Annotated in this window: 16 protein-coding genes; 3 read left to right on the top strand and 13 right to left on the bottom strand. The window is 60.0% G+C overall.

Annotated elements, in window-relative coordinates; genetic code table 11:
• Positions 1 to 2: 2 nt before the first annotated feature.
• The 8 genes from ACGYKA_RS07075 to ACGYKA_RS07040 form a co-directional block, all read right to left on the bottom strand.
• Positions 3 to 437 (bottom strand): c-type cytochrome, encoded by a 435-nt coding sequence (locus tag ACGYKA_RS07075; RefSeq protein WP_394417796.1) that lies wholly within the window; start codon positions 435 to 437, stop codon positions 3 to 5.
• A gap of 3 nt (positions 438 to 440) precedes the next feature.
• The gene (locus ACGYKA_RS07070) at positions 441 to 2,045 is read right to left on the bottom strand and encodes a flavin monoamine oxidase family protein (RefSeq protein ID WP_394411141.1); all 1,605 of its coding nucleotides are present in this window, start codon (positions 2,043 to 2,045) and stop codon (positions 441 to 443) included.
• Positions 2,046 to 2,133: 88 nt separating this feature from the next.
• Complete coding sequence (locus ACGYKA_RS07065) at positions 2,134 to 3,102, bottom strand: Gfo/Idh/MocA family protein (protein ID WP_394411144.1); 969 nt, start codon at positions 3,100 to 3,102, stop codon at positions 2,134 to 2,136.
• Between the two features lie 17 nt (positions 3,103 to 3,119).
• Positions 3,120 to 3,413, bottom strand: coding sequence for a hypothetical protein (locus ACGYKA_RS07060; protein ID WP_394411147.1), 294 nt, complete (start codon positions 3,411 to 3,413; stop codon positions 3,120 to 3,122).
• Complete coding sequence (locus tag ACGYKA_RS07055; RefSeq protein WP_394438354.1) at positions 3,410 to 3,832, bottom strand: hypothetical protein; 423 nt, start codon at positions 3,830 to 3,832, stop codon at positions 3,410 to 3,412. Before ACGYKA_RS07055 ends, ACGYKA_RS07060 begins: the two co-directional genes overlap by 4 nt.
• Before the next feature lie 135 nt (positions 3,833 to 3,967).
• Complete coding sequence (locus tag ACGYKA_RS07050) at positions 3,968 to 4,114, bottom strand: hypothetical protein (protein WP_156505615.1); 147 nt, start codon at positions 4,112 to 4,114, stop codon at positions 3,968 to 3,970.
• A gap of 17 nt (positions 4,115 to 4,131) precedes the next feature.
• A complete protein-coding gene (locus ACGYKA_RS07045) occupies positions 4,132 to 5,319 on the bottom strand; it encodes a zinc-dependent alcohol dehydrogenase (RefSeq protein WP_271689205.1) in 1,188 nt (395 codons plus the stop codon).
• A gap of 10 nt (positions 5,320 to 5,329) precedes the next feature.
• Positions 5,330 to 6,025: an SRPBCC family protein gene (locus ACGYKA_RS07040; RefSeq protein WP_394411152.1), complete on the bottom strand. Its 696-nt coding sequence runs from the start codon at positions 6,023 to 6,025 to the stop codon at positions 5,330 to 5,332.
• Between the two features lie 206 nt (positions 6,026 to 6,231).
• On the opposite strand from ACGYKA_RS07040, the gene ACGYKA_RS07035 reads away from it, so the two are divergent.
• Positions 6,232 to 6,987, top strand: coding sequence for a substrate-binding periplasmic protein (locus ACGYKA_RS07035; protein WP_394438350.1), 756 nt, complete (start codon positions 6,232 to 6,234; stop codon positions 6,985 to 6,987).
• Complete coding sequence (locus ACGYKA_RS07030) at positions 6,984 to 8,000, top strand: cation transporter (RefSeq protein ID WP_394411158.1); 1,017 nt, start codon at positions 6,984 to 6,986, stop codon at positions 7,998 to 8,000. Before ACGYKA_RS07035 ends, ACGYKA_RS07030 begins: the two co-directional genes overlap by 4 nt.
• A gap of 98 nt (positions 8,001 to 8,098) precedes the next feature.
• On the opposite strand, the gene ACGYKA_RS07025 is transcribed toward ACGYKA_RS07030, so the two are convergent.
• Positions 8,099 to 8,953, bottom strand: a complete 855-nt coding sequence (locus ACGYKA_RS07025) for an SDR family oxidoreductase (protein ID WP_394411161.1) — start codon at positions 8,951 to 8,953, stop codon at positions 8,099 to 8,101.
• Between the two features lie 270 nt (positions 8,954 to 9,223).
• Here ACGYKA_RS07025 and ACGYKA_RS07020 point away from each other — a divergent pair, with 270 nt between their 5' ends.
• Complete coding sequence (locus ACGYKA_RS07020) at positions 9,224 to 9,448, top strand: hypothetical protein (RefSeq protein WP_394418763.1); 225 nt, start codon at positions 9,224 to 9,226, stop codon at positions 9,446 to 9,448.
• A gap of 20 nt (positions 9,449 to 9,468) precedes the next feature.
• Here ACGYKA_RS07020 and ACGYKA_RS07015 read toward each other — a convergent pair whose 3' ends face one another.
• The 4 genes from ACGYKA_RS07015 to ACGYKA_RS07000 all read right to left on the bottom strand — a co-directional run bounded on the left by ACGYKA_RS07015 (position 9,469) and on the right by ACGYKA_RS07000 (position 13,466).
• On the bottom strand, positions 9,469 to 10,503 hold the full coding sequence (locus ACGYKA_RS07015; RefSeq protein ID WP_394438346.1) for a calcium-binding protein: 1,035 nt from the start codon (positions 10,501 to 10,503) through the stop codon (positions 9,469 to 9,471).
• Positions 10,503 to 10,649 carry a hypothetical protein gene (locus tag ACGYKA_RS07010; RefSeq protein ID WP_394411170.1) on the bottom strand — a complete coding sequence of 49 codons (147 nt, stop codon included), beginning with the start codon at positions 10,647 to 10,649 and terminating at the stop codon, positions 10,503 to 10,505. The genes ACGYKA_RS07015 and ACGYKA_RS07010 overlap by 1 nt, the downstream gene beginning before the upstream one ends.
• Before the next feature lie 547 nt (positions 10,650 to 11,196).
• On the bottom strand, positions 11,197 to 12,747 hold the full coding sequence (locus ACGYKA_RS07005) for a TniQ family protein (RefSeq protein WP_394411173.1): 1,551 nt from the start codon (positions 12,745 to 12,747) through the stop codon (positions 11,197 to 11,199).
• Entirely contained in the window at positions 12,744 to 13,466 is a 723-nt protein-coding gene (locus ACGYKA_RS07000) for a TniB family NTP-binding protein (RefSeq protein WP_394411176.1), read from the bottom strand. The genes ACGYKA_RS07005 and ACGYKA_RS07000 overlap by 4 nt, the downstream gene beginning before the upstream one ends.
• Positions 13,467 to 13,594 lie beyond the last annotated feature (128 nt).

The following is a 13,594-nucleotide window of genomic DNA, read 5'->3' as shown; positions in this document are numbered from 1 at the left end:
GTCTACCCCTCCTCCAGATCGGCGAACTCGGCGCGCATACGCTTGACCTCTTCGGCGGTGATATCGCCTTCGTAGTCATTGCCCAAGTTGGTCTGGATGTAGGACACGATGGCGGCGACCTGTTCATCGTCCAGCCAATCGGCAAAGGCCGGCATGGCGCCATTGCCTTCGAGGATCAGGTTGACCGGATAGCGCTTGTGACCCAGCCGTGGGTTGGCGGCCAAAGCGGGGTATTTCCCGGCCCCATATGCCCCCTCGCCCTCTGGCCCGTGACAGCCCGAACAGGCGCGGCGGTAAAGATCGGACCCCTCGCTATCGGTGAATTTCTCGGTGGTGGAGCCCAGATCACGCCGGCCGGCATCGACCTGAGAATTGTCCTCCTGCGCAAGGCTCGGCGTGGCGAGCGCCATGAGCAGGGGAAAGATCAGATAACGCATGGTTCAACCCTCCTTCACCGCGCGGTCATGGACCTGTCGCACCGCATCCAGCGCCGAGAGCAGAGAGCCTTCCTGCCAGCCCGGCAGATAGCTGATATGCTCCCCCGCGCAGACGAAACGGTTGTCCATGGTCGCGGCGATCTCATAATCGCGACCCCGGTCATCCCAATCGGAATAACAGCCCAGCATCCACGGCACCCGGTGCCAGCTCAGCACCACACCGCTGCTAAACTCATCGCGGTACTGCGGGTGGATCCGCGCGCCTTGTTCCAGCACGGTTTCGAGCCGCTCTTCGGGCGACATCGAGTTGAAGGCATAGGCATGCGGCCCATAGGCATAGCAGCCCAGCAGCACACCCGGACCATCGGAATGCATCTCAGCCGAAGGATAGCTGATCTCGGCAATGGGCAGGTCGGTTAGGGTGATGCCGCCGTAAATCTGCTCATCCCGTTCCCAAAAGCGGCGTTTCATCTCAAGCCCGGCTTTCACCGCCTCATGGTAATGCAGCGCCCGCATGACGCGGCGCATGTCGGCAGAGACATCGACATCAAGCTGGCTGAGCACGGTAAAGGGGATGGTGCAGATACAGTAATCCGCCGTTTCAACCCCGCCGCTGCCTTCGCCGTCGGCGCTGGAATACTCCACCTCGACCCCGCTTTCGGTCTGCCGGATCCGGTCAACCTTGGCGTTATAGGTGATCGTATCCTCCACCTCGCGGGCAAAGGCGTGGGCGATCTCTTCCATGCCGCCCACGGGCTGGAACATCGGCGCATGGTGGCGGTAGGTCGTGTGGTTGCGCATCTTTTCCCAAAAGCGGGATTTCAGCAGGTCTTCCAAGGCAATCGGCTCGGAAGGTTCGGGCGCGGCGTTGTAAAGCCCCCCGCCCGGCGCGCCATTCTCAGGATAGCCGCGGTATTCAGCGGTATCGAGACTGGCCTCATAGCTGTAATCATTGTTCAGGATGCCGAAGGATTTCAGGGACTCCAAAAGGATCTCTGTGTCCTCTTTGGTCAGCGCGCTATCAAGCCGCCCTTTATCGACCGATTTGGCCAGCAATTCCGTGATCTGGCCCACGTAATCCGCCCAGGCATGGCCATAGCGAATTGGTTTGCCGTCGAATGCCGTTTGCGAATGGAGATAGGCGTTTTGGTTTTCCTGAACGAATACTTCCAGCGGGACGTTCAACCGGTGGCAATAGTCCAAGAGCGCCAGATGGTGATGCGGAATGCGCCATGGGCCGATGTTGATATATTGCCCTTTGGAGAATTCGACCTTTTGCTTATAGCCGCCCAATTCTTCGAATTCGTCGCCGCCTTTGAGGGTCCAACAGCGGCCCCCGGCACGCTTTTGATACTCTAGGATGCTGACCTCGTAGCCCACGTTGCGCAGTTCCAGCGCGGCGCACATTCCCGCAAGACCCGCCCCCAGCACCACAACCTTGCGCCCTTGAGGCGCGCCGGAAAGTTCGATGGGGCCTTTGTAAGGGCTTTGCCTAGCATGCCCGAGGGAGGACATGGCGTGCAGCATGGTGGAGGAACCAGCGGCCAGACCGATCATTTTCAAAAGATCGCGCCGTGATGGGGGCCGGACGTTGGAGGGGTGGGACATAAAGACCGCTCCTATTTCAGGTAAATTTTTTGACCAATTAACGAAAGAACGCCCGCCGTTGGTCATTGTTCCAAGAAGGTCGGAAAAATCACGATCCGCCGCGCTTGAGTTTCATTGCATCAAGCAGGACATTGACCTGCGCGGCGTCCTGCGGCGGCACGAGGCCGGTCGCATCCTTGCCTTCCAAGGTGTCCAAAAACGGCTCCACCCCCTCGCCCGCATCAAGCGGGGGAAGCTCTATGCTCTCGACCGGTTTCTGTTGCCCTCTAAGACCGAGGTCCAGCACACCCGCCCGCAGGCGCGCCCAACCGGCCTCGCCCACGATGTCCAACTCAAGGCGCATTTCGCTATCCGTCCAGCCCGCCTCGACCACGCCGGTGGCGGGCGGGGCCGCGAATTCGATGAGGGCCGCGCCGTGGTCATCCACCGGCCAGCCAAGCGCGTTGCCCGTGACCGCATGGCCCGAGGCGATGGGGCCGACGAGCCATTGCAAAAGGTCGATGACATGCACCGCCTCATCCACGAACCCGCCATAGCAGGCACGCGCCGGGTCGGTCATCCAGCAATCGAGGTCGAGCCAATCGGCATAGCCGCCGTCATGGGAAAAGCGTCCGCGGGCCTCTAGCACCCTGCCCAACGCGTCCCGCGCGATACTCTCGCGCAGGTGGTTGAGCGCCGCGGATCTGCGCAGGAAATACCCCGTCGCTAAGACCAAGCCCTTCTCGCAGGCCAAGTCAGCGCAGCGGCGCGCCGCTTCGGCGCTGCCCGCCAACGGCTTTTCGACAAAAACCGGCAGACCGGCGTTCAGGGCGGCGGTGATTTCCTCCTCATGAAACACCGTTTCGCTGCACACAATCGCGCCGCGCACATCCAATCGGGCAAGGTCAGACAAGGCCACCCGACTGGCCTTGAGCTGGCCACAAAGCGCCTCTTGGCGGGCCTCATCCCGGTCGAAAACCTGCGAGACGCGCCAGCCGCGCTGTTCGATATGCGCCAGATGGTCGGACAGATGCACATGCGCCCCGCCGAGCAGAACCAAATTCTTGTCAGTCGCCATAACTGTTTCCCCCCGCATCAATCGCCCAACAGAAAACGTGACAGCGTGATCTGAACCGCGAAAACAGTGTCGCCGCCTTCGATGTGGTTCACATAGCTGAGCAATGACGTATCGAGCGGCGCATTGCCCTCGTCGAGATCGTAGTTCACCCCGACCTCATAGCCCGTATAATCCAGAATATCGTCCCGCTCGACAAAGGCATAGGCATCAACGCGGTCGTTGAACGTATAGCCGCCTTCAAGCTTATAGACCCAATCGCCCCGCTCCGGCTCGACCCCCAGATCAACGGTGGCCCGCCACTCTTCGCTCACGCTATAATCGAATTTGCCATGCAACTCGCCCGCACATCGCCCGTCTCATCGCGCAGAAAGCGGGTGTAATAGGCGTCATAGGCCAGTTTCTCCGTGAGATCGCCACGGTGGCCCAGCGTCAGTTCGAATTGCGCGTCATCCCTTGGGTCGTCCAGCGATAGAACGAGGGCGTGGAAATAGGCCGGGCCATAGGCGACCTCCGCAAAAGCCTCGATCTCCGCGCTTTCGGCGGCACCGGGGCCATCGTTGAGACGGTAAAAGAATTTCGGCGTAACGCCCACCTCTAGGCTCCAATCCGAGGCGGAGGTGTTCCGCTCCATCTCCGGGGCTGTGGTGGTTGTCTGATCCACCGTTTGCGCCAAGGCCCCAGCGGGGGCCAGAAGGCATATGAGCGATAGGGTTTTGTGAAACTGTGGCATCCTTTTCTGCCTTTCTATGAAATCGGTTAATATTCGCGGGGTCTAATCTGCCCCTTCTGCGTGCGTGAGATGGCGCCCGGAAAATGCCCGGGCGATACGAAAAAGCAGCGCAATTTTCTCGCGCTGCTTTGCCGTTCACTTCTCTTGCTTCACCACCTTTTGCGGGTTCTTTGGGTCGAACTCCTCGGGGCGGTGCGCCGCGCCCTCGTGGTCGTCCTGCGCATTGTGGCGCTCACGATGGGGCGGGCGTTTCTCTTTGGCGTGATCTGGCTCGTTTGGCATGTCACTCTCCTTTTTTGCTATGCAGCGGCCTGCATGCCGGGTTTGAGGACCACTTTGGTCCAGTCGTTCTGATCGAAGCGGAAGTTGTGATAGCCCTTGGCGGCCTGCTCCAGCGGCAGGCGGTGGCTGATCATGAAGCGGGTGTCGATCTCGCCCTCGGCGATGCGGTGCAACAGCTCTTTGGTGTAGCGCTGCACATGGGTCTGGCCGGTGCGGATTTGCAGACCTTTCTCCATCATCGCCCCCAAGGGGAACTTGTCGAGGAAGCCGCCATAGACACCGGGGACCGAGACGCGACCGCCCTTGCGGCAAGCCATGATCGCTTCGCGCAGCACATGGCCTCCGTCAGCACCGACGCCGACCGCCTGTTTGACGTTGTCCATCATCGTATCGGGCGCGAAACCATGGCTTTCCATGCCGACCGCATCAATCACCGCATCAGGGCCGTGACCGCCTGACATCTCCATCAGCGCCTCCAGCACATGGGTCTGGGTGTAGTCGATGACCTTGGCCCCCATCTGCCGTGCGAGGTTCAGCCGGTTCGGGTAGTGGTCGATCGCGATGACCTGCGCGGCCCCCATCTTGAGCGCGCTTTGCACGGCGAAAAGCCCCACCGGGCCGCAGCCCCAAACGGCGACGGTGTCGCCCTCTTCGATGTCGGCGTTTTCGGCGGCCATCCAGCCGGTCGGGAGAATATCCGACAGGAATAGCACATCGTCATCGTCGAACCCTTCGGGAATGACTATCGGGCCCACGTCAGAGAAGGGCACCCGCACATATTCTGCCTGTCCGCCGGGATAGCCGCCGGTCAGATGAGAATAGCCAAACAACCCGCCGACCGCGTGGCCGAATTGCTTTTCGGTCAAATCCTGTTTGTCCGCCGGGTTGGAGTTGTCGCAGGCCGAATACTGGGTCTTTTTACAGTGAAAACAGGAGCCGCAGGAAATGGTGAAAGGCACCACCACCCGCTGGTCTTTCTTAAGGGTGCTCTTGGGGCCGGTCTCGACCACCCGGCCCATGAACTCATGGCCCAGAATATCGCCCGCCATGACGCCGGGGATCACGCCATCATAAAGGTGCAGGTCAGAGCCACAGATCGCGGTCGAGGTGACCTCGATAATGGCGTCGCGGGGGTTGACGATTTCCGGGTCGGGGACCGTATCGACCCGCACGTCGTGCTTGCCTTGCCATGTCAATGCGCGCATGTCTCTCTCCTCACTTGTCCGATTTGCGATTGGCGGAGGTGGCGATCTCGCCGGTCTCCATCAGCATTTTGAACCGCTTCAAATCCCGCCGCCCCTGAAGCGCGGGTTCGGCCTGAAACAGCTTGGCGATCCAGCGCCCCAGCTCCCCGGCGGGCGGGTTATAGGCGATGATCGCCTCCACCTCGGTGCCCCGGTTGCCCGGCGCGTCGCGGAACGAGACTTTGCCCTCGGTATCGATCTGCGAACTGTCGAGGGCGCGCCACGCGATCTCTTTTCCCGGTTTGTCACTGACCACCTCGGTCTCGACCCGCAGGTCTGTCCCCGCCGGGCCTGCGATCATCCAACAGAACTGACCCTTCGCGGCGTCGATGGGCTCGACCGCCTTCACGTTCTCCATGAACTCTGAGAGCTTTGTGAAGTCGCGCCAGTGGCGGTAGAGTTCGTCACGCGGACGGTCGATCGTCACCGTGCGTCCGACAACGGCATAATCCCCGAAACGCGCCTGTTTCGCACTGCGCCCGGGCGCGGAATCTGCGGGCCGATGGCTCAGCCCGTCACGATCCCGCCGCGCGGCGTATAGCGCATAGGCAGAGGCCCCGGCAAGCGCGCCGACGCCAAGCCCCCAGAACAGCGAGCTTTGCCGCTCTGTCAGCGCGTCCCGCGCGCCCTCAGCGGCACTGCGTTGGTCGTAAGGATAAGATGTCATCAAGAAACCTCCTGTTGCTGAATATGGCAGACCGAGTGTTTCAACTGGAACGCGAGGGTCGCGGCAGGTGTTCCGAAGAAGTGGCTCCAAAGCGCGGCTCCGGCGGAAATCGACCGATCGCGCGCGGGGGTCGGGCTGCCCCTAACAGGAACCTTTCGGGAAACCGCCCGTTGGTCCCCTGCGATCCGGCCCAAAGGAATAATGTAATGACGCCCCGCGAAACTACGCCACATGGTGCCAAAGGCGTGGACAATTCAATTGGTTTGAGAATTTTAATCCCCCTCGCGGCCCTGAGCTTGCTCGCCGCTTGCGATGACCTGCGGTTCCCTCGGGATGTGGAAGACACCCTCGAAACCGTTCTTTCTGACCAGAAAATGACCGTGGCGGTATCGGAAAACCCACCATGGGTCGTGCTGGCAGACGGCCAGCCGCCGCAGGGGGTCGAAGCCGAACTGACCCGCGCCTTCGCCGACGCCTTGGGGGTGGCCATCGAGTGGAAACACCTTGGCGTCTTCGCAGCGTTGGAGGGGTTGGAGAAGGGTGACATCGACCTCGCCATCGGGGGTTTCAGCCGCAAGGACGTGACCCCAGTAAAAGGTGCCGCGCCGAGTTACGCCTATTTCGAGGAGTCCTTTGTCATCGCCAGCCGGGGGCCAGACGCCTTGCCCGATAGCATCGAAGGGCAACGCGTTTTCGTACCGCCCCACCTGCCGCTTGCCGCGCTGGTTGAAAAGGAAGGTGGCATTCCGGTGGATCAATGGGCGGAAGGTCTCAACCTCGCCGCCGTCCCCCATTGGCAACTTGATGAGAAAGACCTTACCGCCACCGAAACCACGCTACAGCGGGCGCAGCATGTCGTTGCCGTGCAGCAGGGCGAAAACGCTTGGCTGATGGAGATCGAAGGCTTTCTTCGAGATGAGGCCGGAACCATAGGGGCGCGTTTACGCGCATCTGCCCCATGACCCGCTCCATCCGCACCATGCCCGAAGCGCAGAAAAAAGCGCTGCACCGCGCGCGCTGGCTTGAGGTCATTTGGATTGCGGTCTTGGCGTCGATCGTGGCGGCGATCTATTTTGCAGTGGGCAGCAGCCAAGCGATGAAAACCGCTTGGATCGAAGACCTGCTCAGCTTCGTGCCGCCCATTGCCTTTCTCGTTGGCTCGTGGATCGAAGGGTGGAAGCCCAACCGCCGTTTCCCACTGGGCTATATCCGTGTCACATCAATCGCTTATCTGATCAGCGCCGTGTCGCTCGGCGGGGTCGGGATTTTTCTTATCGTCGACTCGTCCATCGCGCTCATCAAACAGGAGCACCCCACCATCGGCAGTGTCGAGCTTTTCGGCAGCACCATTTGGTTCGGCTGGGTGATGATCGCGGCGCTGGCCTATAGCGTCGTGATGCCGGTCATTTTCGGCCATCTGAAAATGAAACCCGCCAAGATGCTCCATGACAAGACGCTCTATGCCGATGCCATGATGAACAAGGCAGATTGGATGACAGGGCTTGCCGGTATCGTGGGCATCGTCGGGATCGGGATGGGCTGGTGGTGGGCCGATGCGGTCGCGGCCATCGTGATCGCCTTGGACGTGCTGCATGACGGCTTCAAACACACCGGCGCGGCGATCCGGGACCTCAGCGATGAGATGCCGCGCACGATAGAGGATAAAAAGTTCGACCCGCTGATCGAAGAGGTGCAGAATACTTTCAACGCGCTGCCATGGGTCTGCGAAAGCCGCCTGCGCCTGCGCGAAGAAGGGCGTTTTTTGACCGGCACGATCTATGTCGTGGCGCATGAAAACGGCGCTACGCCAGAGAGGGTCGAGGCGGCGGAGGCCGAACTGCTCGACCTGCATTGGCGCATTCACGACATCTCGATCATGCCACGGACCGAAATTGCAGAGTCGGTCACGATTGAAGGGGCGGATGACGGCACTCTGCCACTGCGGTCCGGCGCCCGGCGGCGTCCGGTCGGGTGACTGGGGGCGCATCGCGTCCAATTTAAAACTGACCTACAGACACGCCCCCGCATCGACTTTGCCCCGCGCCATCGCACGCGGGGCAACATTCATCTGGCTTATCCGCCGACCAACGTGCCGCCGTTCGGATGCAGCACCTGCCCGCTCATGTAAGATGAGTCCTCGCAGGCGAGGAACAGCAGCGACGGGGCCACCTCATTCGGCTGACCGGGGCGGCCAAGGGGGGTGTTTTCGCCAAATTCCTCAACCTTATCCGCCGGGAAGGAGGCCGGGATAAGCGGCGTCCAGATCGGCCCCGGGGCCACACCGTTCACCAAAATCCCCTTGGGTGCCAGCTTGCTCGCCATGGCCCGCAGGAAGGACAGGATCGCCTCTTTGGTCGACGCATAGTCAAGCAGTAGGTTCTGACCCTTATAGGCGGTGATGGACGTGACACAGATGATCCGCGCGCCCTTTTTCAAATGCGGCAGCGTTGCCTGCGTCATCAGGATCATGCCGATGATATTGGTGCGGAACGTGCGTTCGATCTGCGCTTCTTCAATGTCTTCGAGGCTTTCCTGCGCGTGCTGTTCGCCCGCGTCATTGACAAGAATGTCAATCTTGCCAAAGCTCTCCATCGTGCGGCTTACGGCATCTTTACAAAAGGCTTTCTCACCGACATCGCCTTCCAGCAACAGCGCCCGACGGCCCTCGGCCTCGACCAATCGCTTGGTCTCTTCCGCGTCGCGACTTTCGTTGCGATAGACGATAGCGACATCCGCCCCCTCACGCGCATAGAGCAACGCCGTGGCGCGGCCGATCCCGCTGTCGCCCCCGGTGATCAGCGCCACCTTATCCTTGAGCCGGTCGGAACCGGGGTAGCGCGGGGTGTAATCGGGCGCGGGGTCCATCTTATGCTCCCGCCCGGGCTGGCTTTGCGGGCTGTCGAGGGCATCAAAATTCTGACCTGTCATGGTGCATTCCTATCTGTTGTGGCCCCGCGCGGGCGGGGCGTTCAAAAAACTAGGGTTACAAAGGGGCAATGATCGCGTTGCCGGTCTGGTTTCAGCGCGGCAGCGGGATGAGAGAAATTTCGCGCATTACGAGTGTTGCGCTCAGGGCCCGGGCGGCTTCCAGGGTCACCCCCTTCCAGCGGTGGCAAGCCCCCGCCAATCACCGGCGGGCCAAGGAACCAACCATCAACCCCATGGTTTTTAAGTTAACCTTGAGAAGGAGTATATCCCATGCGAATGAGCGCATTGCTGATTTTCGGCGCCGGTGCCGCGAGCCTCGCCTATCTGATGAACCGCCAGTCCCGCGCCCAAAGGGCGGTGGCGTATGACCGAGCGCAAGACCACGTTCGCGTCGCGGGCCCGCGCGAGATGATCGACCCACCCCGCAAATGGAATATCGTGGATGAGGCGGTCGACGAGTCCTTCCCCGCCAGCGATCCGCCCGCGACCTATTGATGGCGGCTGCGCGTGGCCGGTTAGAATACGAAGTTCCGATCCTGAGCCACCGCGCTTTCCGTCAGGTCGCCTTGCAAGAAGATCACCCCATGTGCGCCAAGGCCGACTGCAACACCGCCCTCTCGCGCCGTGATCTCAAGATCATCGAGCCCCCTGATGCCGGAGAGCGAGAGCTGGATCACATCGACGCCGGGGGTGAAGTCGGTGATGATATCGCCCGTTGCCACCTCGCCCTCGGAAAAGCCGAAAACGTCCCCCGCCCCGCCGACGACCGTGTCATGCCCGATGCCGCCGTTTAGCTGGTCTAGCCCCTCCCTGCCGGAAAGCTGATCGTCGCCCCGGTTGCCCAGCAGATGGTCATCCCCCTGCTGGCCGATCAATAGGTCATCATCGTCGAAGCCGCGCAGGGTGTCGTCTCCGCCCCAGCCGTGGAGCGTGTCCTCCCCCGGTGCGCCGCGCAGGTCGCCGTCACCGCGCCCGCCAGTGAGACTGTCGTCACCGCCAAGGCCATTGATCACGTCGTCGCCATCCCCGCCGTGCAGTGTGTCGTCCTGACCAAAGCCGCCGATCGTGTCATTTCCATCCGTGCCGGTCAGATCGTCCGCCGCGCCGCTGCCGTCGATCTTTTCCCCGTCCGCTGTCGGCCCGGCGTCGAAGGTGATCTCGATCACTTCGAAAGGTTTCAACCGCAGCTCGACCTGCGGGCTGTCAAAGCGGCTGTCGGTGAATTGCGCGCGCACGTCATGTTCATCGTAGAAATAGGCCCGCCCATCCACCTGAACAGAGGCCGAAGGGGTATGGCCGCTATCGCTGCGCCAATGGAACCCGTCGGAACTTTGCGCGGATTGATCCATGCCGATTTGAATGCCGGTTGCGGTCGCCCCCTCGGGCACCAATCCGGCGAAATCGACATCAAGGTTCAAAACCTCCATCGACCGGGAGGAGACATAGATCACGGTCTTATCTTCGGACTGATAGGCGTTGATCTTGAAACTGCCATCGTCGCCCTCGAACTCGGTCGCGACCAGTTCAAGCCCGGGCAGGCTCTCGCTCATCAAATCAAAGATGCCCCCCTGACCGAGTTGGTCAGCCGCCCATCGGGATCGAGAACCGGGCTTTCCTTGGGGCCGCCCGCAAGGTCGCTGTCGGTATTGTGCTGAACGGGCCAGAAAAAGGCGCGGTCGACCCCTGTTTCCAGCATGTTTTCAAGCTGTTCCTGAAGGGTCGAGGCGGACCTTATGCCGACCTCATCATAGTCCCGCGTGCGTATGTTCTATTCGGTGATATGCAGGTCCAAGTTGATCCATGGATGCTTCCTCCTATCAGTGATGTGACCCACATCACCTTGGCACATTGCGATGCCGTCGGGAGGGGGTATCCACCCCATCAGTTCTCAGTGACAATCAACAGGGGCGGCCCTCCATTTTTCACATAAGGGGGCCCAGAACGCAAAAATCGGGCGTTTCCGCCCGATTGACTTATTTTGCTTGCGAAATGGACATTTCAACCCGGCCAATGGCTATTTATTGGTGTTCAGAACACACATGTGGGACCCACCAATAAATGTCCACTATTTGACTTCAAGTATAATCTAATCATTGATTTTATTGAGCAAATTTTTGAGCAAAACACGCTGGGGCGGCCGTTTTGTCCATTCCACCCATTTCAAATGACCATCGAAAGTTCGAAAAAAATGCCGCCCGAAGGCGGCATTTCAAATATTGGTCGGAGACCCGGCAGATCGTCGATCAAGGGATCCTGAAATATGCGTCCTCCGACAAGCCCGGCGGCGGGGATTCGAGAACGCGCTTGATCTCGGCAACGTCGACAGCGATTGCACCGAACCCTTCATGGCCAGAAAGTCGAAACACTCGGTCAAGGTGACGGCCAAACAAAAGTTCCAAGATCACCTTGAGGCTCACCCGAGTTCGTTCCGCTGATTTCGCAAGGGGTACGCAGCCTTCAAGAGGGCCTTCAATTTCCAAGAATTGCTCTCGTAAATCAGCCAAGAGTTTCTTGATACTGCGACCGTCGATTGCCTTTCCAACTTTACTCTTCAATTCTCCATGGTCCTGTATCCGGGTCAGGATTCCGAGTTCGATAAGAATGGCGACGACAGGCCGGGATGTGGTAAGAATGCTGGGCACTTGCGTGACCGGAACAGCATATTTTACCTCACTGACAAGATCACGTGCCCGCGCATAATCAACGACAGTATGGCCCGCATTTTGGGAACCGTTCCGGTCCTCGACCAGCCCCGCAACCTGCAGGATGTTGCGTAAAGTGGACGGGTGAATAAATTCGGTTTTGGCGATGGCGTTAATACTGCTCAAGCGCGGCTCTGTCACAGGTTCACCCAGCAGGTTCTGGCCGGCGACCAGTGGGACGTTCTCCAAGATTACGTTACGCAACAGCAGCCGGATCGGCCCCGGATCTTTTGACAAACGGCTTGCGGACAACCAGCTGTAGAGCATCCCAAAGGCCTTCTTAGGCCGCGGCTGCGCCTCCTGACGGGTGCTGGTATCCAGAGTATCCAAGAGAAATTGTGACACGGCCCCCTCACCTTCTGAAACCAGTTTCCACCCCGCCCGTCCGGCTTCGTCCCACATGGGCAATGTCATCGTAGCGGCCTGCTGTTTTGGTCCAAAAGCCAGCAAACCACCGAGCATTTCTGTCGCACGCGACGCTTGATCGATGTCCTGGCCATCAAGCCACTCCGGGCCCGTCTGCCCCTCAAGACGGCGTTCAATATAAACTTGCAAATCGGAAGGAGCCTTAGGCTCAGTATCGGGTGGGGAAACCAGCTCCGCTTCGATCGCAGCACCCATACCTTGCAGCTCGTGCAATTGGTCATCCCATTTGCCCAGTCGAATATCCCGAAGCGGCACCCCATGAGTGGCGCAGGTCCGCACCGCAGCCAAGCTCCACGCCAGACGATGACGAAGTGCGACATCGGTGCGGTCACGGCCCGCCTGATCCTCAGCCAAACAGAAAGGACAGATGCGGGTTTCGACGCCCGTCGTGAACTCAGCCGAGAATTCATGTCCGCGCAGCGTAAAACGACGCGCGCCAATCGCCGTGATGGTATTGTGAAACACCGGTGCAGGGTCCTGCCCTGCCATCTCACAGAGGCGCATGACGGCCTCAGGCAATCCACGCGCAAAATCAACGGCGGGGATCCGCAGGTCATTTAGAAACGGGACCAAGCGGCCTCCCGTATGGAAGGCCGCTTGGCGCGCTGCCCAAGACAGCGGCGTTTCATCAGCGATGAAGGGGATGTGAGGAAACAACTTGCTCATGTGGCTCTCCGGTTGCGGGAGGTTCGACGCGGCTTCTCGTCCTCTTCCGGGTCCGTCTCGATCAACCAGTAGTGCTCGACAAAGAAGACGTTCTCCGATGCCGAACAGGATTCCTGCATCGCGTAGGCCGAGGCGAAATGCCCGATTTCGAGATGACTATCTTCGTTCTCGATCGCGAACTCGAGCGCCAGCAACAGCAGCTCTAGCGCCCGCCCAAAACAATACCGGGCACCGTGGAACACCCGTCCGACCAAGTCGGTCTCCATCGGAGCGTGAACTTCGACACGCTGGCAATAATGTTCCATGATCTGGCAAAAATTCTCGCCGTCGGATTGTTCGGTGAGTTCGGGTAGGACAATGGACGTAAAGCGACGCTTTACCTGCTGGTCACTTCGGATCACGGTCGCGAGGTCTTTCGTGCCGGACAAGATGATCGTGATGGCATGTTCACCCTGCATCAGCGATTTCAGTGCCCGCAGGATCAGGTTGCGATCAGCACAGAACAAGTCCTGAGCCTCGTCGATCCAGATCACGCTGATCTCTAGCTCGGCCAAGCGATAGCGCAAATCCTGGAACAGCGACCAGGCCTCCTGCCGTTTACTCTGCACAGGGTACCCAGACACCTTCAGCAACTCGCCCATCATACTCTTGAAGGTCGCGGGACTGGGCACCACGCAACCAATGTACCGCGGAGTGCCATCTTCTTGCGGCCGCAACATCGGCAATTTATCGAGCGTGCGATTGACGAGATGGGATTTACCGCTCCCGGGTGTTGATTGTCACTGAGAACTGACCCGGTAGCCCCATAAATTGTCACTGAGAATTGACCCATGTGAACACACTTCCC

Source organism: Sulfitobacter sp. 1A15106 (assembly GCF_043556995.1).
Lineage (GTDB): Bacteria > Pseudomonadota > Alphaproteobacteria > Rhodobacterales > Rhodobacteraceae > Sulfitobacter > Sulfitobacter faviae.
Note: the sequence above shows the minus strand (reverse complement) of the source record. Positions and strands in the feature narration are given on the sequence as shown.